The 17,716-nt window shown below is 38.2% G+C and carries 18 protein-coding genes; 17 read left to right on the top strand and 1 reads right to left on the bottom strand.

Features of this window, described 5'->3' with window-relative positions; translation table 11 throughout:
* The first annotated feature begins 1 nt into the window (after position 1).
* The 3 genes from FLK20_RS20330 to FLK20_RS20320 all read left to right on the top strand — a co-directional run bounded on the left by FLK20_RS20330 (position 2) and on the right by FLK20_RS20320 (position 2,347).
* A complete protein-coding gene (locus tag FLK20_RS20330) occupies positions 2 to 1,012 on the top strand; it encodes a TolB family protein (RefSeq protein ID WP_152658433.1) in 1,011 nt (336 codons plus the stop codon).
* A 15-nt stretch (positions 1,013 to 1,027) separates the two neighbouring features.
* Positions 1,028 to 1,279, top strand: a complete 252-nt coding sequence (locus FLK20_RS20325; protein ID WP_152658432.1) for a hypothetical protein — start codon at positions 1,028 to 1,030, stop codon at positions 1,277 to 1,279.
* A gap of 237 nt (positions 1,280 to 1,516) precedes the next feature.
* On the top strand, positions 1,517 to 2,347 hold the full coding sequence (locus FLK20_RS20320; protein ID WP_152658431.1) for an aldo/keto reductase: 831 nt from the start codon (positions 1,517 to 1,519) through the stop codon (positions 2,345 to 2,347).
* A gap of 392 nt (positions 2,348 to 2,739) precedes the next feature.
* On the opposite strand, the gene FLK20_RS20315 is transcribed toward FLK20_RS20320, so the two are convergent.
* The gene (locus tag FLK20_RS20315) at positions 2,740 to 3,171 is read right to left on the bottom strand and encodes a pyridoxamine 5'-phosphate oxidase family protein (RefSeq protein ID WP_152658430.1); all 432 of its coding nucleotides are present in this window, start codon (positions 3,169 to 3,171) and stop codon (positions 2,740 to 2,742) included.
* 169 nt (positions 3,172 to 3,340) lie between these two features.
* Here FLK20_RS20315 and FLK20_RS20310 point away from each other — a divergent pair, with 169 nt between their 5' ends.
* From FLK20_RS20310 to FLK20_RS20245, 14 genes are all read left to right on the top strand, one after another.
* The gene (locus tag FLK20_RS20310) at positions 3,341 to 4,138 is read left to right on the top strand and encodes an SDR family oxidoreductase (RefSeq protein WP_152658429.1); all 798 of its coding nucleotides are present in this window, start codon (positions 3,341 to 3,343) and stop codon (positions 4,136 to 4,138) included.
* 27 nt (positions 4,139 to 4,165) lie between these two features.
* Positions 4,166 to 6,049 (top strand): BglG family transcription antiterminator, encoded by a 1,884-nt coding sequence (locus FLK20_RS20305; RefSeq protein WP_152658428.1) that lies wholly within the window; start codon positions 4,166 to 4,168, stop codon positions 6,047 to 6,049.
* 3 nt (positions 6,050 to 6,052) lie between these two features.
* Entirely contained in the window at positions 6,053 to 6,526 is a 474-nt protein-coding gene (locus tag FLK20_RS20300; protein WP_152658427.1) for a transcriptional regulator GutM, read from the top strand.
* Positions 6,510 to 7,061, top strand: a complete 552-nt coding sequence (gene srlA, locus FLK20_RS20295; RefSeq protein ID WP_152658426.1) for a PTS glucitol/sorbitol transporter subunit IIC — start codon at positions 6,510 to 6,512, stop codon at positions 7,059 to 7,061. Before FLK20_RS20300 ends, srlA begins: the two co-directional genes overlap by 17 nt.
* 10 nt (positions 7,062 to 7,071) lie before the next feature.
* Positions 7,072 to 8,106 (top strand): PTS glucitol/sorbitol transporter subunit IIB, encoded by a 1,035-nt coding sequence (srlE, locus tag FLK20_RS20290; protein ID WP_152658425.1) that lies wholly within the window; start codon positions 7,072 to 7,074, stop codon positions 8,104 to 8,106.
* 62 nt (positions 8,107 to 8,168) lie between these two features.
* A complete protein-coding gene (locus FLK20_RS20285; protein ID WP_152658424.1) occupies positions 8,169 to 8,522 on the top strand; it encodes a PTS glucitol/sorbitol transporter subunit IIA in 354 nt (117 codons plus the stop codon).
* 662 nt (positions 8,523 to 9,184) lie between these two features.
* Positions 9,185 to 10,423: an ROK family transcriptional regulator gene (locus FLK20_RS20280; RefSeq protein WP_152658423.1), complete on the top strand. Its 1,239-nt coding sequence runs from the start codon at positions 9,185 to 9,187 to the stop codon at positions 10,421 to 10,423.
* Positions 10,424 to 10,434: 11 nt separating this feature from the next.
* Positions 10,435 to 11,262 (top strand): sugar phosphate isomerase/epimerase family protein, encoded by an 828-nt coding sequence (locus tag FLK20_RS20275; protein WP_152658422.1) that lies wholly within the window; start codon positions 10,435 to 10,437, stop codon positions 11,260 to 11,262.
* Positions 11,263 to 11,268: 6 nt separating this feature from the next.
* Positions 11,269 to 12,252 (top strand): Gfo/Idh/MocA family protein, encoded by a 984-nt coding sequence (locus tag FLK20_RS20270; RefSeq protein WP_152658421.1) that lies wholly within the window; start codon positions 11,269 to 11,271, stop codon positions 12,250 to 12,252.
* A 243-nt stretch (positions 12,253 to 12,495) separates the two neighbouring features.
* The gene (locus FLK20_RS20265) at positions 12,496 to 13,755 is read left to right on the top strand and encodes an ABC transporter substrate-binding protein (protein WP_152658420.1); all 1,260 of its coding nucleotides are present in this window, start codon (positions 12,496 to 12,498) and stop codon (positions 13,753 to 13,755) included.
* 32 nt (positions 13,756 to 13,787) lie between these two features.
* Positions 13,788 to 14,708, top strand: a complete 921-nt coding sequence (locus tag FLK20_RS20260) for a carbohydrate ABC transporter permease (protein ID WP_152658419.1) — start codon at positions 13,788 to 13,790, stop codon at positions 14,706 to 14,708.
* Between the two features lie 14 nt (positions 14,709 to 14,722).
* Positions 14,723 to 15,535, top strand: coding sequence for a carbohydrate ABC transporter permease (locus tag FLK20_RS20255; protein ID WP_152658418.1), 813 nt, complete (start codon positions 14,723 to 14,725; stop codon positions 15,533 to 15,535).
* A 24-nt stretch (positions 15,536 to 15,559) separates the two neighbouring features.
* On the top strand, positions 15,560 to 16,573 hold the full coding sequence (locus tag FLK20_RS20250; protein WP_152658417.1) for a Gfo/Idh/MocA family protein: 1,014 nt from the start codon (positions 15,560 to 15,562) through the stop codon (positions 16,571 to 16,573).
* A complete protein-coding gene (locus FLK20_RS20245; protein ID WP_152658416.1) occupies positions 16,570 to 17,547 on the top strand; it encodes a Gfo/Idh/MocA family protein in 978 nt (325 codons plus the stop codon). Before FLK20_RS20250 ends, FLK20_RS20245 begins: the two co-directional genes overlap by 4 nt.
* Positions 17,548 to 17,716 lie beyond the last annotated feature (169 nt).

Below are 17,716 nucleotides of genomic sequence, written 5' to 3'. Positions count from 1 at the left end.
TATGTCATTAACAATGAAAAATATAAGCTTCATCGTCGGCATGATACTGCTATTCCTCATCCTGTGGGGAACCGGCTATTTAGAAGGAGATCCTGAAGGCTACACCGGTTTTGGTGAAACTGCGGATATTTCACCAGATGATGAGGAAATTGTCTTCATTTATGAACATGAAGGTGAATCTGCAGTTTATACAGCACCTGTCAACGGTGGAAATGCAGAACTTGTAGCAGGAGCCTCTGAGGGGAACTCCCTTCTTAACCCAACGTTCTCACCTGATGGCGGAAAAATTGCCTATGTAGAACAATGGGAAGACGATGATGAACAACAGCTTGGAAAGCTTATGCTGATTGATCGTGCAGATGGAAAGATAAAAGAGATGACAGGCGGGGAAGGTTTAGTGACCGAGGCTGCCTTCTCGCCGGATGGTCAGTCTTTATTTTTCCTTGAAGCTGGCGTGCATACGAATTATTCTCCGATTGCATCGGAGCGGCCTCATGAATTCGATATTTATCGTATTGATTTGGACACTGAGGAGATGGCGCAGATTACGGAGAAAGCGGCTTATGATATGTCCGACTTAGATTTGATACCAGACGGCGAGGCTTTGATGTATCGGAATTTTGATGAAACAGACCAGCTGGTTTTTCACAATCTGGAAGATGGAAGTGAAACAACTGTCATCCCTATGGGTGATTTCGCTGTGGATGAACCGATTATATCTTCACCTGCGTTATCACCGGACGGAGAATATGTTGCTTTCTCTGACGTAGCTAGAACAAATGAGAATGGCACCTATATTTACGAAGGATACCGAATGGATTTAGAGACAAAGCAGGTAGAGCAGATTACGTCATTTGGTGAACATGTAACCAGCCCGGTCTTTTTTAATAATCAGGATAAGCTGATTGTCACGGTGGATAAAGGATTTGCTACATTAGAGCCAGACTACAGCTATTGGGTGATTAGTACGGATGGTGAAGAACGGCAGCGTATTCAGATAGAAATTCCTTAAATGGAGGTTTGGATAATGAAAGAAATCATTGAAATTTTCAATCTGCCTTTTGGCGATATACAAGAAATTGCTTATGAAATATTAGAGCCAATGTATGATACTACGGGAATATGTATTTTTGAAGGTGCAGCTTATTTTGTTGCTTATACAACTTATGGTGCAAGAATCGAAATTTCAGAAGAAGATCGCCGATTTTTAATCATTAAAGAGCTGCTAGAAACCGACCTCTCTCTACATGAAGACAAATCGCTTTATGTAAAGGGATGAGACATATTTATGTTAAATAATAGTCAAGAGTATCAGAATTTATTAGAAAAAGGTTATGATGTTCATTGATATTTTATAGTTCGGGAAAATGGTCACATAGGAAGGGATAACACTTAAAACTTCACCATCATAACAAAAAGGCATGCCATTCATGAGTTCATCCCTAGCTGATTGTTTATCTATATTTGCTCAGGGGAATGGTAAAAGAATAAACAAAGTTAAAAGAGGTGTTAGAGTATGGTTCGATTAGGCAAGAAGGATTTGTTCCCAATCGGCATGGGAACCTGGCATATGGGAGACAGCTCATCAAAAAGAAACCAGGAAATAGAAGCACTAAGGTACGGGCTGGAAAGTGGCATCGAAGTTATTGATACGGCTGAAATGTATGGAGAAGGCAATTCAGAAACCCTTATCGGCGAAGCTATCCAAGATATAAAGAGAGAAGATATCTACCTGATTTCCAAGTTCTATCCATTTCATGCAAAAGAACCGGAACTGGAACGTTCGCTCGAAAATTCCTTGAAACGTTTGGGGACAGATTATCTGGACTTATATCTGCTGCATTGGAAAAGCAGTACACCGCTTGAGGAAACAATTGAATCACTGGAAAAGTATGTGAAGGACGGCAGGATTCGGGCTTGGGGTGTTTCCAATTTTGATGCTGCCGATGTGGAAGAAATGTGGAAGCTAAAAGGTGGAGAGGGTTGTACTGCGAATCAAGTCTTGTATAATATCGCCAGCAGAGGTATTGAATATGATTTACTGCCATTGCAAAGAAGCAAATCGCTGCCAACCATTGCTTATTCTCCAATTGCCCAGGGAGATAATATCATAGGTAACCATGTACTTCAAGAAATTGCAAAGCAGCATAATGCAACGGTGTTTCAAATTATGTTAGCCTGGACAATTCGGCAGCATGATGTTCTCTCCATTCCACAGTCCAGTGACAAGAAGCATATTCAGGAAAATATTGATGCTGCATCCATTCGGTTATCGGAGGAGGAATTGCAGTTAATAGAAGCGGAATTTCCTGCGCCGGCAAGGAAAATGCCGTTGGATATTATTTAGATACTTCTTTCGTGCAGAAATTTTTAGCCTCTCACTGTGTGAAATATGAAAAGGATGAAGGAAGCTTGAAATAGTTTAATGAAGCTGTGCATGAATATGAGGCAGACATGGGTGAAGGGAAAGTATTTTTTATAAAAATGATATAGTAGAAGGTGTTTCAGATTAATTCTGACACCTGAAATAAGCAGATAATTATAAATCCGGATCACTCCCTTTTCTTGATGAAGGACAGATTGATCCGGATTTTGTATGGTTTTTATTTTAAGTGCAATAGAGGTCTAAATCTGTATGCTGTTGCACTTAGGATAACAACTACTGCCAGTTGGATAGCGGCTAAGTATATACGCATTACCTTTTTCCGATTACTGCGGCACTTCCGGTTTTTTTATTTTTTACATCTCTTCCATTTTAATTGTCGCGGGTGTATCAAGATTATCATCATTCATGATTTTAATTTGAACTGGAATCAGCTTAAGAACAGTTAAATCCGGATCATTTTTAGAGTCAAAGTAAGTCTTATCCTGAGTTTCCCATAACCAGTCAATCGTTTCCTGATCATCAATAACTTCTACCTTCGCCCTTATTTCCAAGAAGCTTTTATTTTTTGTTTCTTCGTACCCAAGCAAAATATGCGCCTGCGGATTACTTTCTACCTCCACTACTTTTGGAGAATCCTCGTCTGTTTTTGTGTATAATACTGCTTCATCATGGTAAAAAACCATATATCGGCTGTTTGGCACATTATGATGTGAAGTGGATAGGACACCGATCTTGGAAACATCTAAAATCTTTTGAATTTCCTCTGCTGCTTTTGCTTTATTCATGCTGTCACCTCATCTTATTTTTACAGTTTTAAATCAAACATCAGCTTGTAGTTTCTCCATTTCTCATATAATTATTTTCCCTTTTTCCCTAATCTGCACAAAACAACAAATTAATTTTGAAAACGGTTAGCAATATAATGAAATCAGAAGAAAAAGAGGAGGCATAATAATGGCAAATAATTGGTTAGATATAGAGAATAAAGTAATCATTGTAACAGGCGGATCATCTGGTATCGGCAGACAAATTGTTCAATCCTTCCTGGCTAATGATGCTATCGTGTATAACACAGATTTACGTGACAATCCGATTGATCATCCACGCTATCATTTTAAAGAAACAAATGTAGCGGATGAAGAAGCAGTTCGCGGGACGGTTGCTTCTATTTTGGAAGAGCAGTCTCAAATTGATGTGCTGGTGAATAATGCAGGTATTAATTTACCAAGACTATTAGTAGATGCAAAAGGAGAAAAACCTGAATATGAAATTAATAGGAAGGATCTTGATCTTATGCTTGGTGTTAACCTGAAGGGACCTGTTCTTTTCAGCCAGGAAGTATCCCGTTATTTTATCCAAGCACAAAAAGGTGTTATCATCAATATCGCCAGTGAAGCTGGACAGGAAGGATCTGAAGGACAAAGTATCTATTCAGCAACGAAAGCGGCATTAATCGGTTTCACAAGAAGCTGGGCAAAGGAATTAGGAAAACACAATATCCGTGTTGTCGCGGTTGCACCAGGAATCTTAGAAGAAACAGGATTAAGAACGCAGCAATATGAAGAGGCACTTGCTTATACAAGAAATACAACAGTAGATCAATTAAATGGAGATTATTCCAAGTCGATTCCAATCCGCCGTGTGGGTCAATTAACAGAAGTTGCTGATTTGGTATGCTACCTGGGTTCTGAGAAGTCAAGCTATATTACTGGAACAACAATCAATATCTCTGGGGGTAAATCAAGAGGTTAATCCCCAAATTAGAATAGGGGAGAGGTTATGGAGCTTAATAAAAAGCATTTGAAAATCGTAGAAGTGCTTACATCGGATCATATTTCAGCTGAAAAACTTTCCCATCTAATGAATATATCACAACGGACGTTGTCTAATTATGTAGCGCAGGTTAATGATTATTTTGAAGGCACTTCTCAAATTATGAAGGAACATCATATTCTGTCGATGCTTATCCGTAATGAAAATCAATTTTTTGACCGGCTGACAATTTTACGACAGGAAATGAGCAGCTATGAGAATGAATTGAAGGATCGGCTTGATGCTGTTTTTCATCACTTATTAGATCATCAGAAGAGCACCATTGACGATATTGCTGAGGATCTATTCTTGAGTAAAAGTGTTGTCAATAATATTGTGACGGAATTAAAAGACAAGCTGCAGGCTTATCCAGTGGATATTAAAGGGACACAGAATGTCGGATTACGGCTGGAAGGCAGTGAAATTTCTATTCGCAAGGTAATTATTGAACAGTTTCCTAATGGTTATCAAGAGCTGCAGGTTTCTGATCAAATTGAACAGCATTTATTAGATTTGAAAAAGAAGTACAGATTAGATGATTCTTCTTATGCCAGGTTAAGATTAGCTGTTCAAGTGACACTGGACAGGCTTGAAAAAGGGCATTTTATCGAAGTGGATTTAGATATTGATCAGCAGGTATTTGAATCAAAAGATTTTACAAGCTTTGAAGCATTAAAAAAAGCAATTACAGATAAGTATGCTCTAGAAAAGCCGAACGAGGAAATTTTCGTTATCGTTCTGCAGCTCCTGGGACGAAGAGCTTCCATTATAGATGAAATAATTAATGAAAATGAGCATTCGATGCTTGAGCATATTATAAAGAATACAATTAAGGACATCAATTATTACTACACGATTAAAATTGATGCATCCATGTTTAGTAAAGATATTCAGCTTCACATCAAACATTTAATCAACCGTTTGATTTTTGGTGTGAAGGTAAATAACAATCTGATGGAGGATGTACAGCAGCGTTTTCCGTTCGCTTATGAGTTATCAAGTGTTTTAGCTGAAAATATAAAAAAAGAAATAAAAATGGAAGTGCCTATTAATGAGCTTGGTTTTCTTTCATTATATTTTAGTGTGTACTTGGAGCAGTTAGAACAGAAAATCCGGGATATTAAATCGGTTGCTGTTATTACAAATCAGGGCTTAAGTGCATCGAAGCTGCTGACAACAAATTTACAGAAGATCTTTAGTAATCAAATTGACATTGAAGTATTTAATGAAGAGGTGCTCGAAACAGAGAATATTAAACAATTTGATCTGATTGTCTCTACTGTTTGGACAAACCGTCTATTTAATAAAGTGGTCTATATAGAGAATATACTGGATACACAATTGCTGAAATTAAAAATCGAGCAATTCTTGGTTTATAAAGATGTGAAGAATAAAAAGCTGTTCAATCAAAGTGTCCTTGTAGATTTTATTGAGGAGAAAGATTTTTACCATGTCGATACGTTTGATTACTACGAAGATATTATTCGTTTTTTGTCTGATGAGCTGATCCAAGAAGGTGAGGTCGACGAGAAATTTACAGAGCGTATTATTGCACGGGAACAGATGAAATCAACAGTTACGGGGAAATTAGCTTTTCCGCATGTGAGTCATCATCAATCCGGTATTTTTATGAAGGTTGCTCTATTAGATAAACCGTTATGTGATTATCAGGATGTTAATATCGTTATCTTATTAGCTACACCAGATCAGGCTGGAAATGAAGCTATTTTGATCAGGGTCTATGAAGAAGTGTTAGCAATGACGACGAATGGTTACCTGCTGAATAAATTGACAAAGAATACGGATTATACTTCGTTTTCATATATTTTGAATCAAGAAATGAGGAAATAGCTTATGTTTTTTATCATGCTGATTATTATTTTAGCAGTCGGTTTTGTTGTCCAATATTTATTTGGGTTTGTCCAAATTAAGCATTTCACAAAGCATTATACGGAGCTGAGAGAAAAGGGCCGTGTAGCTATTGGGAGACGTCCGGCAATTATCAGATCAGGGACACTTGTGTTATTTCAATTGAATAATAAAAACGAAATCGAGGAAGCACGTTATATGCAAGGGGTGACAGTGTTTTCCAGGTTTAAACAGCTGAAGGGCTTAGAAGGCAAGAAAATGAATAAGCTCAAGGAAGAAGATTTCACAGACTATAATAAGCTTTTAAAACGTGCCATTGTTGATGCACAGCATACATTTAATGTGGTGCAGGCAGGTGGAGAAATTGAACGAATCCCTTCACCAATGATGAAAGCTGTAAATAAAGTAAATAAAATGTTCACAAAGAAAGGGGTCAAGAAACATGGACTTCATAGTTAAATTAGCGGAAGGGTTTATCAACCTTTTCCAGACAGGTGCAGATACGTTTATTGGCTGGATGGGATCCATCGTGCCATTAGTTCTTATGTTACTCATCGCAATGAATACTTTAATTCAATTAATTGGAGAAAACCGTATTAATAAAATTGCTCAAAAATCAGCAGGGAACCCATTATTAAGATATATGGTGCTGCCATTCTTAGGTTCATTTATGCTGGCAAATCCAATGCTGCATTCATTAGGCAGGTTTTTACCAGAAAAGTACAAGCCAAGCTATTTTGCTGCTGCGGGACAGTTCGCACACACAAGTAACGGTATTTTCCCCCATATTAACCCGGCGGAATTATTTATTTTCTTAGGTATTGCAAGCGGGATTCAACAATTGGGATTACCTATGACAGATTTAGCAATCCGCTATTTGCTGGTTGGTTTAGTAATGAACTTTATCGGCGGCTGGATAACTGACTTTACAACAAGTTATGTAGAAAAACAGCAAAAAGTAAAATTAAGTAAAAAAGTTCATATAGAAGGGTAGGTGTGAGACCATGAGTAAAAAAGTCAAAATAGTTAAAGGTTCTGGTGGTTTCGGCGGCCCTTTAGTAATCGGTGTAAATGGTAAAAAAGATAAAGTAATGTATGTGACAGGTGGTCATAAACCTGCCATTGTAGATAAAATTTGTGAAATTACCGGCGCTTCCTCGGTAAACGGCTTTGAAACATCGGTGCCGGAAGACGAAATTATGGTTGCTGTTATTGATTGTGGCGGTACATTACGCTGTGGTATTTATCCCCAAAAAGGTATCCCGACAGTTAATATTATGGCAACAGGAAAAAGTGGCCCACTGAGACAGTATATTACAGAAGATATTTATGTATCGAATGTAGATGTGGATCAGGTAAGTGTTGCTGGTGAAGCGGAAGGAGCTGAACAAGCTTCTGAGACAGTTCAGCAGGCTTCTTCTGAAGAAACAGAGAAGGAAGAAAAGACAGAGCAAGAAGCAACCTATTCTAAAGACAAGAAAATTATGGAAACAAGAGCAGAGCAAGAAAATAAAAGTTTGCTTACCAAAATTGGTTTAGGGGCAGGGAAAGTAATTAACACTTTCTATCAGGCCTCCCGTGATGCTGTAGAAACCATGCTGCACACTGTTATTCCTTTTATGGGATTTGTTGCCCTGTTAATTGGTATTATCCAAGGCTCTGGAATCGGTGATTTATTTGCTAATATCATGTCACCGCTGGCAGGAAACATTTGGGGACTTATGATTATCGGTTTTGTATGTTCTTTACCATTCTTAAGCCCATTACTCGGACCTGGCGGAGTTATTGGACAAGTATTAGGAACATTAATTGGTGTAGAGATTGGTAAAGGGAACATCCCGCCAAACCTGGCATTACCAGCATTATTTGCAATCAATACTCAAAATGCTGCTGACTTTATCCCTGTAGGTTTAGGTCTTGCAGAAGCGGAAACAAAAACAATTGAAGTTGGTGTACCATCTGTCCTGTATTCCAGATTCTTAAATGGTGTGCCAAGGGTATTTGTTGCCTGGCTGGCAAGCTTTGGGCTGTATAAATAATAGTTCGTGCTCAAAAAGTACGATGAAAGATAAGAGATTAATAAATTTAGGAGTGTTTTAACATGTATCAAACAACAATTAAAAGTATCGGAAAAGATGCAAAAGCATTTGAAGCAGAAAAAATGATGATTCTGTTCGGGGATAATGCACCAAGTGAATTAGCGGATTTCTGCTACGTGATTGATTTAGTATCTGTTGATGAAGATATTACAGCAGGAGATACTTTAAAATTGGATGATGTTTCTTATCAGATCACAAGTGTTGGGAATGCCGTGAGAAAGAACTTGAATGACTTGGGACATATTACATTGAAATTTGATGGAAGTACAGAAGCCGGGCAATCCGGGTCGCTTTATTTGGAAGAGAAAGAGATGGCTGATGTGAAGCCGGGCAGTACGATCACAATTGGGAAGTAAGAAGTAGATTGAAGAGGAGATGCCCCATAAGCGAGCGGGAAGGACAGCAGCTTATGGGGATTTTTGCTGTATTTAATTTAGTGTAAAAGCAGAAGCGTATTGAAAAGCTTTGATGGAAGTTTAGATTGCATGAGTCAGCTTTTCTTGATATAGCTGGCTCACAAAAAAATCATTTGTGAAACCCTAAAATATTTCCTGTAATCATTATTGATACAATTACAATATTCGTAAACCTTAAAATAAAAACACTTTCTCCAATAAGTTTATTAAGTTAAATTCCGATTAATGATTAGATAGAGCAATAAGCCTGATGAAACATTTTAGGAATATGTAAGCGGCTCTGCCTGAGAGAGAGGTTAATGAAACTCCTTATGTAGCAGTGCTTTCATACGGATTTACAGTAGCAGATAATACATAAAACAATAATAACCTTAAATGATTAATCAATTAAAATTTTCTAAAAATTAATTTGACAACGCTTACAATATGATGATAAAATTTCTTTACTTAATAATTCCATTGGAAAAAGTAATGTTTGCTCATGTATTAAAAAATAAATCTATACCTAAGGGAAGAGATGATAAAACTATAGCATTTAGCTTAGTACTCCCCTTAACATATTTCTAAAACGATTATTTAAATAGATTGGAATGTGAATAACTATGAAAAGGACTGGAGACCTAAAGCTGATACAAGAATTGAATCGCTCTATCATTTTAGAAACGATTCGAAAATATGGCCCCATATCAAGAAGTGAAATTGCTAAAAAGAATGATCTTAGCCCTACAACTGTCACATCGGCTGTCACAGAACTCATCAATGAAGGCTATGTAGTAGAAGGCGGTACCGGAACATCCAGTGGGGGAAGGAAACCGATTCTTTTAAACTTTTCACCAGATAACCACTATTTAATCGGCGTTTCTATTTCTTATTCTAAAATAACAATTGCAGATATGAATTTAGAGGCAGAGATAACTATGAAAAGGATTTACCCTACTAAAGGCTATACAGGTACTACTTTAATAAACTACCTGCTTCGTTTGTTGGAGGATTTCTATGCTGCACAACAGGATGATGGTAGACAATGTATTGGTATTTCACTCATTATTCAAGGGATTGTTGATTCTAAAAAAGGCGTAGTTCATTATAATCCAGTTTTGTTATTGGAGGATGTGTATCTGCGGGATTCTGTCGAAGAGCATTTTAATCTGCCAACGTGGCTTGATAATGATACAAACGCATATGTTTTAGCTGAAAAGAATTTTGGGAATTTTCAAGATGTAGAAAATCTCATATATATAACGATTGGCGAAGGTGTTGGTTCCGGCGTTATCGTAAACAACACGATCTCTCGCGGCGAAAGTGGAGGAGCTGGTGAATTTGGTCATACCAGCATTGATTATCAAGGTGAGTTATGCAGCTGTGGGAATAAAGGGTGTATAGAAAATTATATAAGCTGGCCGGCTACATCCAAGAGAATAATGAAAGAGATAGAAACAGGAAAGGAAACCATTTTAACTACTTTCTTAACAAATGACAAGTTGTTTATAACACCATCAGAATTTGTTGAAGCAGTGAACGCTGGCGATAGCTTGGCTGTTGCAATGAATGATGATATTGCTGAGTATCTTTCAGCAGGCGTCGTCAATTTAGTTCATCTGTTTAACCCGGAAGTAATTATTTTAGGAGGAGATGTTACTAACCAAAATCAATTATTAATAAATGCTTTACAGAATAAAATCAAGAAAAAAACGCTGAAACCACTTTATCAGGATGTAAATATTACTACATCATCACTAGGAAAAGAATTTGAAATGGTTGGTGCAGCTTCAGTTTTACTTCAAGATAAATTCCAATTTAAGCTCACGCATGACAGGCATGGATTAAAAACAAATTTGTAGGAGGAATCTTCATGTTAAAGGGAATTAACCAATGGTGTTATCCTGAAGGGACCAGCTTAGAGAAGGTACTTGAATATAGTAAAGAAGCTGGTTTTGATACCGTTGAATTAAATGTGAACCCTTCAGGGGGAATTGGCTTAACAGTGGATTCAAGTTTAGAGGATGCCAAAAAAATCAAAAGTCTTATAGAATCATATGGTTTGGAAATTAAAAGTCTATCTACAGCATTATTATGGCAGGTGCCGTTATCCTCACCAGATGAAGCTATCAGGGCACAAGGGAGAGCTGTCATTGAAAAGCAAATTGAACTGGCAGCTGCTATGGATGTTGATACAGTGCTTGTTGTGCCAGGTATTGTATCTGAAGAAGTTACTTATGAACAATGCTATCATCGCAGTCAAAAGGAGCTTCGGAAGGTGTTACCTCTGGCAGAAAAGCAGCAGGTATATATAGGGATTGAGAATGTTTGGAATAAATTCTTACTTTCACCACTAGAGATGTCCCGTTATGTAGACGAACTGGATTCTGAATATGCCGGAGTGTACTTTGATATAGGGAATGTTCTTCAGTTTGGTTATCCAGAGCAGTGGATACAAATCTTAGGAAGTCGTATCCGTAAAGTACATGTCAAAGATTTTAATACAAGTGTGGGTAATATGACAGGGTTCGTTCCATTATTAGCTGGCGATGTTAACTGGCAGGAGGTCAGCAAAGCATTAAAGGAATTGGGTTATGATGGCCCGCTTACCGCAGAATTATCACCATATAAGCTGGATGTGAAAGCATTAGCAGCAGATACTGCCAAGCACATTGAATTAATTATTAATGCCGATCGATAGGAGGAGATGAAAATAGAAAAATTAAAAGCAGGGTTTATTGGAATTGGAGGAGTTGCAGCTACTCATTTGAAGATTTTGGGAAAACACAAAAGTGTAGACATTGTTGCTGTCTGCGATATTGTCAAAGTTAATGCAGTTAACACAGCTGAAGAAATAAATGCAAAGGCTTATACTGATGCTGACGAAATGTTAGAAAAGGAAACGTTGGATGTTGTTTTCCTTTGTGTTCCACCATTTGCGCATAAAGACTTGGAGCAAAAAATAGTGGAAAAAGGAATTCATTTAATGGTTGAGAAGCCTGTAGGGTTAAATATGGAAGAGGTATACGCCAAGCAGCTGGCTATTCAGAAATCAGGTGTTATTTGTGCAACGGGTTATTGCTTGCGATATTTGGATACTGTGCAAAAGGCAAAGGAATATTTAATAGATAAAGAAATTGCCATGGTACGCGGTTACTATCTATCTTCTTTTGTGGAGACCTCTTGGTACCGTATGATGTCAAAGTCAGGAGGACAATTGGTAGAGCAGGCTACTCATATTATGGATCTAATTCGTTACTTGAATGGAGACTTTAAGACAATTTATGCCAATATGGCATTAAAAGTATCGGATGATATTAAAAATATTGATATTCCAGATGTGACTTCTGTCAGTTTTACATTTGAAAATGGGGCTGTTGGACATTTAGACTGTTCTTTTACTCAAAATGATCATCGTATGGGCGTAGAATTGTTAGGAAATAAATTCCGCGTCATGATTGATGGAACCAATCTTACTATCTTGGAAGATAATAATGTAATGACCTATAGTTCAGAAGTAGATTTCTATGAAGAACAAGATAATGCGTTTATTGAAGCAATTTTGACTGGAAAGACAGAAACCATTCTATCAGATTATACGAATGGCTTGAAAACCTTAGAGACGACGCTGGCAGCTAATGAATCTCAAAAAACAGGCAATGTAATTTCAATAACTAAAACAGAAAGCTGAATAAGCCATTTTATTTTTATCAAATAGAGGACAGCATAATGTTAAAAGATTTAGGAGGAGTGATTTTTTATAAAAATAAATTTCAGACATATTTTGAAAGCGCTTCACAAATGGGGTGAATCTATTATGAAGGAATTCATCTAATCTGCCGAAAGCTGTGATTTAAAAAATGCTGCCAAGAAAGAAGTTATGGTTCATTATATTCCTGGCGAAACATTATTAAACTCTTTTGGAGGAGATAGAATGGGGAAAAGAGTGTACACCATATTTTTAATGATTGTATTCGTTGGTATCTTAACAGGTTGTGGAACTAATACGGAAGGTGGTACAAAAACGCTTGAAGTAGCCTTGTGGGATGAAAAAATAAGCGGTGCAGTCGATGCTTCTATCGAAGAATTTAATAAAGAGCATCCGGATGTTGAAGTGAACGTAACCTATACACCTTATCCCAACTATTTCACGAAATTACGGACCAGTATAGGGGGAGGCAGCGGACCAGATGTATTTTGGATGAATGGGCCTAATTTTTCTGAATATGCCTCCAATGGGTTAATCAAAGATTTGGAGCCATTTATTGAAGGGGATAATGATTTTTCCAAAGATGCTTATTTCGATTCTATGATAGATTTATATTCTCATGAAGATCACTTGTACGCAGCTCCTTATTTCTCGGATATTGTAGGTTTGTTTTATAACAAAAAACTATTTGATGAGGCTGGTTTGGATTATCCGGATGAAACCTGGACATGGAAGGATATTGAAGAAAAGGGGGAGCATTTAGCTGATCAGGAAGAGGGAGTTTACGGGTATACAGCGTATGTTGTAAGTAACCAGGCCGGATATTATAACTTAATTTCACAGGCTGGAGGCTATATGATTGATGAAGACAAGACCCATTCAGGTTTTAATTCACCGGAAGCTCAAGAAGCACTTGCTTTTACACAGGAGTTGATAGATCAGGGGATTTCTCCATCTGTACAGACACAAATTGAAAATCATCCTCGTGATATGTTTATGTCAGGAATGATAGCAATGCATCCTGAAATCTCTGTGAACGCGGAGATGTTTTACAGTGAGCTTGGGGATGATTTGGGAGTAGCTCCATTACCGGCAGGGAAGGAAGAAGGATCTATTGCACACGGAATTGGCTGGGCTATGAATGGGGACACCGAACAAGAAGAATTGGCCTGGGATTTAATTAAACATTTGACCGGAGAAAAAGGGAACCAGTTTATTGCGGAATCAGGTTTTAGTATTCCTGCCCAGGAAGCCATGAGTGATTTATGGGTGGAATCCATGCCTGAACTGGATTTACAGGTATTTATCGATGCCCAGGAGGTTTCTTTTCCCTATCCTGTATCTCAAAATACAATACAGTGGCAGGATATTGAACAAGCAGAAATTCAAGGAGCATTTTTAGGTTATAAGTCAATGAAGGAAGCCTTGGACAATGTTGCCAGAGAGATGGATCTGATCTTGGAATCGGAACAGATAAATGAATAAAGATCTTTCTGTAAGAAGGGAGTTTCTAATGAATGAGTGATTCAAAAGTGCTTACTAAACCAAAAAAAAGCAGACGTAAGCGTAAGGAAGCGATATGGGCTTATCTATTTATTGCTCCTGTTGTGTTAGGGCTCTTCCTGTTTTATTTGATGCCGGCTCTTGCTTCTTTCGGCTTGTCTTTCACCAGCTGGAATGGGATTAACCCGCCTGAGTTTATTGGTTTGGACAATCTGATCCGGTTGTTTCAAACAGATTCTTTTATCAGGAGCATGGTTAATACACTGGTATTTACACTGATTTCAGTGCCTTTAGCGGTGATGCTGGCCACGGGAATTGCTATTTTGCTTAATCAGAAAATTAAAGGAATGGTAGTGTACAGGACGCTTTATTTTCTGCCTGTGGTAACGATGCCGGTAGCTGTCGGGATGGTATGGAAGTGGCTATACAACACAGATTATGGTTTGCTTAATTATATATTAGGCTTACTCCATTTACCTCAGCCTGCATGGCTGTTTGATCCTAATATTGCGTTGATATCAGTTATTGTTGTGTATGTCTGGATGACGGTAGGAAACAACATTATTTTGATTCTGGCAGGTCTGCAGGGGATTTCAGAAACTTATTATGAAGCTGCCGAAATAGATGGCGCTTCAAAATTAAAACAATTATTTACGATAACTATTCCTCTGTTGACACCAACTTTGTTTTTCGTATTTATTACTGGAATGATCAGCTCTTTGCAAGTATTTGATTTGATATTTATCATGATTGGCGACAGTCATGTACTATTAGAACCATTGCGTACACTGGTATATGGAGTTTATGAGTCAGGATTTGAGTATTCGCAAATGGGTTATGCTTCTGCACAAGCATTCTTGCTGTTTTTAATGATATTAGTCATTACTATTTTCCAGTTTGCGTTCCAAAAGAAATGGGTACATTATGACGGATAATAAGGAGGAAACGTATGAATAAGAAGTGGTTGATTCATCTGGTGCTGATTATTGGTGCGGTGGTCATGGTTACGCCATTTCTTTGGATGGTGCTAACTTCTCTAAAATCATTTGGAGAAGCGATGCAAGTGCCGATTACCATCTTTCCGGAAGAATGGTTAGTAAAGAATTATCTCGATGTTTTTGCAAGTATTGATATGCTGCGGTATTACTTTAATACGCTTATGGTAACCCTGGGAAGAACGTTGGGGCAGTTGATTTTATGCTCATTGGCTGCATTCGCCTTTGCCAGGATGGATTTTCCCGGTAAGAATGTCATATTTATTTTAGTTTTATCTGTTTTGATGGTGCCGATGCAGATTATTTTAATTCCAAACTACGGAATTTTAACATCTCTGGGTTGGATTGATACCTTCTATGCTTTGATTGTTCCTGGTATGTTCAGTGCTTTTGGAGTGTTTCTGCTAAGGCAATTCTTTTTAGGGATTCCAAAAGAGCTGGATGAAGCGGCAACAATTGACGGATGCTCCTTCTTTGGAATCTATTGGCGTATTATTTTGCCAAATGCCACACCAGGCTTGATTGCTTTAGGTATTTTTACGATTCTCGCTGCTTGGAATGATTTTCTTTGGCCTTTAGTCATGACGAATTCAGAAGAAACGAGAATGCTGTCAGTGGGGATTGCAGCATTTCAGGGACAATATTCAACAGACTACCCATTGCTGATGGCGGGTGCTGTATTGTCTACGATTCCGATGTTGATTATGTTTATCATCTTACAGAAACACCTGGTCTCTGGAATAGCTTTACAAGGAGTCAGAAGATAATGAAATAGAAAGAGGTGCACAAAAATGAATATTTTAGTTTTAGGAACAGGAACAATGGGAAATGCCCACGCTGCCGCCTATGCAGAAATGGAAGGGATTACACTGTCTGGAATTGTTGGTGCCCATGTTGAAAAGGCGGAGCAGCTGGCTGAGAAATATGGAACCAAGGCATTTTCCTCTTATGAAAAAGCAAAGCAGGAAATACCGGATATTGATGTTGTATCTATTTGTTTGCCTACCTCATTACACAAAGAGACTGTTTTCCAGGTAGCAAGGGATAAATTTCATATTATTTGCGAGAAACCATTGACCCGTCATCTGGCTGATGCCAGAGAGATGATTGATTTTTGTCAACAGCAGGGTGTTCATTTATTTGTTGGTCATGTGGTGCGTTTTTTTCCAGAATATGTACGGGCAAAAGAAATAATAGATTCACAGAAGATAGGTGAGCCGGTAATTGCGAGAACAACCAGAGGCGGAGCATTTCCAAATGCCTCCAAAGATTGGTATGCGAACTTTGAAAAAAGCGGCGGTCTAATATTAGATATGGTGATCCATGATTTTGATTTTCTAAGATGGTGCTTTGGAGAAGTAGAACGAGTTTATGCTAAAACAAGCAGAGGGCGGGTTGCAGGTAAAATGGAATATGCATTAATTACCCTGCGTTTTGAGAATGGCGTGATTGCTCATGTAGAAGGTACCTGGGCACATCAGAATTTCCATACGAAATTAGAAATTGCCGGTAAGCAAGGAATTATTCAGCATGACAGTACTTCAGTGAATCCTGTTGTCATAGAGAAAGGTTCCTCCACCGAGGCAGCTGGCGGAGTAGCCGTTCCATCCAGCCCGACGAAGTATAGTCCCTATTACCTCGAGCTGGCTCATTTTATCTCTTGTATAAAAGAAGGGAAAGCTGCGAGAGTAACAGCAGAGGATGCTTATAAAGCCATGGAGATTTCACTAGCTGCTTTGCAATCGATTGCGTCAGGTGAGCCGGTTTACCTTGAACAATTTTCCAGTTTGGAGGAGATAAAATGAAGGTAGGTATGATAAGCTTTGCTCATGGACATGCGTATAGTTATGCGAGCACTTTAAATGATTTACCGAATGTTGAATTATATGGTATTGCCGATGAAGAAGAAGGGAGAGGGAAAGCAGCGGCGGAACAGTTTGATACCAAATACTTTTCCGACTATCATGACTTATTAAAGGAACCAATTGATGCAGTGATTATTACATCAGAGAATCAGAAGCATTTTGAACATGTCAAAGCAGCGGCAGAGCATGGTAAACATGTGCTATGCGAAAAACCGTTATCTTCTAACGTGAAAGATGCGAAAGAAATGATTAAGATCTGCCGGGAGAAGGGAGTCATTTTACAAACAGCATTTCCAGTGCGCTTTAATAAACCTGTCCAAAATGCTAAACAGGCCATAGATACCGGTGACTTAGGTGATATTATTGCCATTAAAGGTACGAATAGAGGTACGAACCCGGGTGGATGGTTTGTGCAGAAAGAGAAATCCGGCGGCGGGGCAGTTATAGATCATACTGTTCATGTAGTGGATATTATCCGGTGGTTTACTCATGCGGAGGTAACGGAAGTATATGCTGAAATAGACAATAAACTAACCGACGGGGAGATAGATGATACAGGGCTGTTAACGATGGAATTTGATAACGGTATGTTCGCAACATTGGATTGCAGCTGGTCCCGTAATAAGGATTTTCCAACCTGGGGAGATGTTACGTTAGAGATCGTAGGGACAAAAGGAACACTCTCTGTCGATGCGTTTGCCCAGAAGCTGGATGTATATAGTTCAGACGGTGTTCAGTGGAACTTCTGGGGAGATGATATGGATCTGGGGCTGATAGAAAGTTTTATACAAGCTGTGAAGGAAAACAAAGCTCCTTTTATTACAGGAGAAGATGGATTAAGAGCTCTGGAGGTAGCTATGGCTGCGTACCGGTCATCTGATAGGAATACAGCAGTAGCGATAAGCGAGTTGTGATTTTTGTTCCACATTAGGAAAGTATAAAATTTTAGCTTGGAAGTAATTCGACGTAGTAAAAATTTTTAGGTTCCAAGTATAAGCGCAACTAAGGATGTCACCTAAAGGCTGGGTGACAACCAAGTTTTCTAATAAAAAAAACATACTAACATTAGTAGTGCAGACCAAG

This window comes from Oceanobacillus sp. CFH 90083, from assembly GCF_009389585.1.
Taxonomy (GTDB): domain Bacteria; phylum Bacillota; class Bacilli; order Bacillales; family Amphibacillaceae; genus Oceanobacillus.
Note: the sequence above shows the minus strand (reverse complement) of the source record. Positions and strands in the feature narration are given on the sequence as shown.

What these genes read in the sequence shown, in the direction of transcription:
- srlE (WP_152658425.1), top strand. Translation starts at nt 7,072, where the DNA reads ATGAGTAAAAAAGTCAAAATAGTTAAAGGTTCTGGTGGTTTCGGCGGC.
- FLK20_RS20280 (WP_152658423.1), top strand. Translation starts at nt 9,185, where the DNA reads ATGAAAAGGACTGGAGACCTAAAGCTGATACAAGAATTGAATCGCTCT.
- FLK20_RS20305 (WP_152658428.1), top strand. Translation starts at nt 4,166, where the DNA reads ATGGAGCTTAATAAAAAGCATTTGAAAATCGTAGAAGTGCTTACATCG.
- FLK20_RS20250 (WP_152658417.1), top strand. Translation starts at nt 15,560, where the DNA reads ATGAATATTTTAGTTTTAGGAACAGGAACAATGGGAAATGCCCACGCT.
- FLK20_RS20325 (WP_152658432.1), top strand. Translation starts at nt 1,028, where the DNA reads ATGAAAGAAATCATTGAAATTTTCAATCTGCCTTTTGGCGATATACAA.
- FLK20_RS20320 (WP_152658431.1), top strand. Translation starts at nt 1,517, where the DNA reads ATGGTTCGATTAGGCAAGAAGGATTTGTTCCCAATCGGCATGGGAACC.
- FLK20_RS20315 (WP_152658430.1), bottom strand. Translation starts at nt 3,171, where the DNA reads ATGAATAAAGCAAAAGCAGCAGAGGAAATTCAAAAGATTTTAGATGTT.
- FLK20_RS20330 (WP_152658433.1), top strand. Translation starts at nt 2, where the DNA reads ATGTCATTAACAATGAAAAATATAAGCTTCATCGTCGGCATGATACTG.
- FLK20_RS20310 (WP_152658429.1), top strand. Translation starts at nt 3,341, where the DNA reads ATGGCAAATAATTGGTTAGATATAGAGAATAAAGTAATCATTGTAACA.
- FLK20_RS20270 (WP_152658421.1), top strand. Translation starts at nt 11,269, where the DNA reads ATGAAAATAGAAAAATTAAAAGCAGGGTTTATTGGAATTGGAGGAGTT.
- FLK20_RS20265 (WP_152658420.1), top strand. Translation starts at nt 12,496, where the DNA reads ATGGGGAAAAGAGTGTACACCATATTTTTAATGATTGTATTCGTTGGT.
- FLK20_RS20285 (WP_152658424.1), top strand. Translation starts at nt 8,169, where the DNA reads ATGTATCAAACAACAATTAAAAGTATCGGAAAAGATGCAAAAGCATTT.
- FLK20_RS20275 (WP_152658422.1), top strand. Translation starts at nt 10,435, where the DNA reads ATGTTAAAGGGAATTAACCAATGGTGTTATCCTGAAGGGACCAGCTTA.
- FLK20_RS20300 (WP_152658427.1), top strand. Translation starts at nt 6,053, where the DNA reads ATGTTTTTTATCATGCTGATTATTATTTTAGCAGTCGGTTTTGTTGTC.
- srlA (WP_152658426.1), top strand. Translation starts at nt 6,510, where the DNA reads ATGGACTTCATAGTTAAATTAGCGGAAGGGTTTATCAACCTTTTCCAG.
- FLK20_RS20260 (WP_152658419.1), top strand. Translation starts at nt 13,788, where the DNA reads ATGAGTGATTCAAAAGTGCTTACTAAACCAAAAAAAAGCAGACGTAAG.
- FLK20_RS20245 (WP_152658416.1), top strand. Translation starts at nt 16,570, where the DNA reads ATGAAGGTAGGTATGATAAGCTTTGCTCATGGACATGCGTATAGTTAT.
- FLK20_RS20255 (WP_152658418.1), top strand. Translation starts at nt 14,723, where the DNA reads ATGAATAAGAAGTGGTTGATTCATCTGGTGCTGATTATTGGTGCGGTG.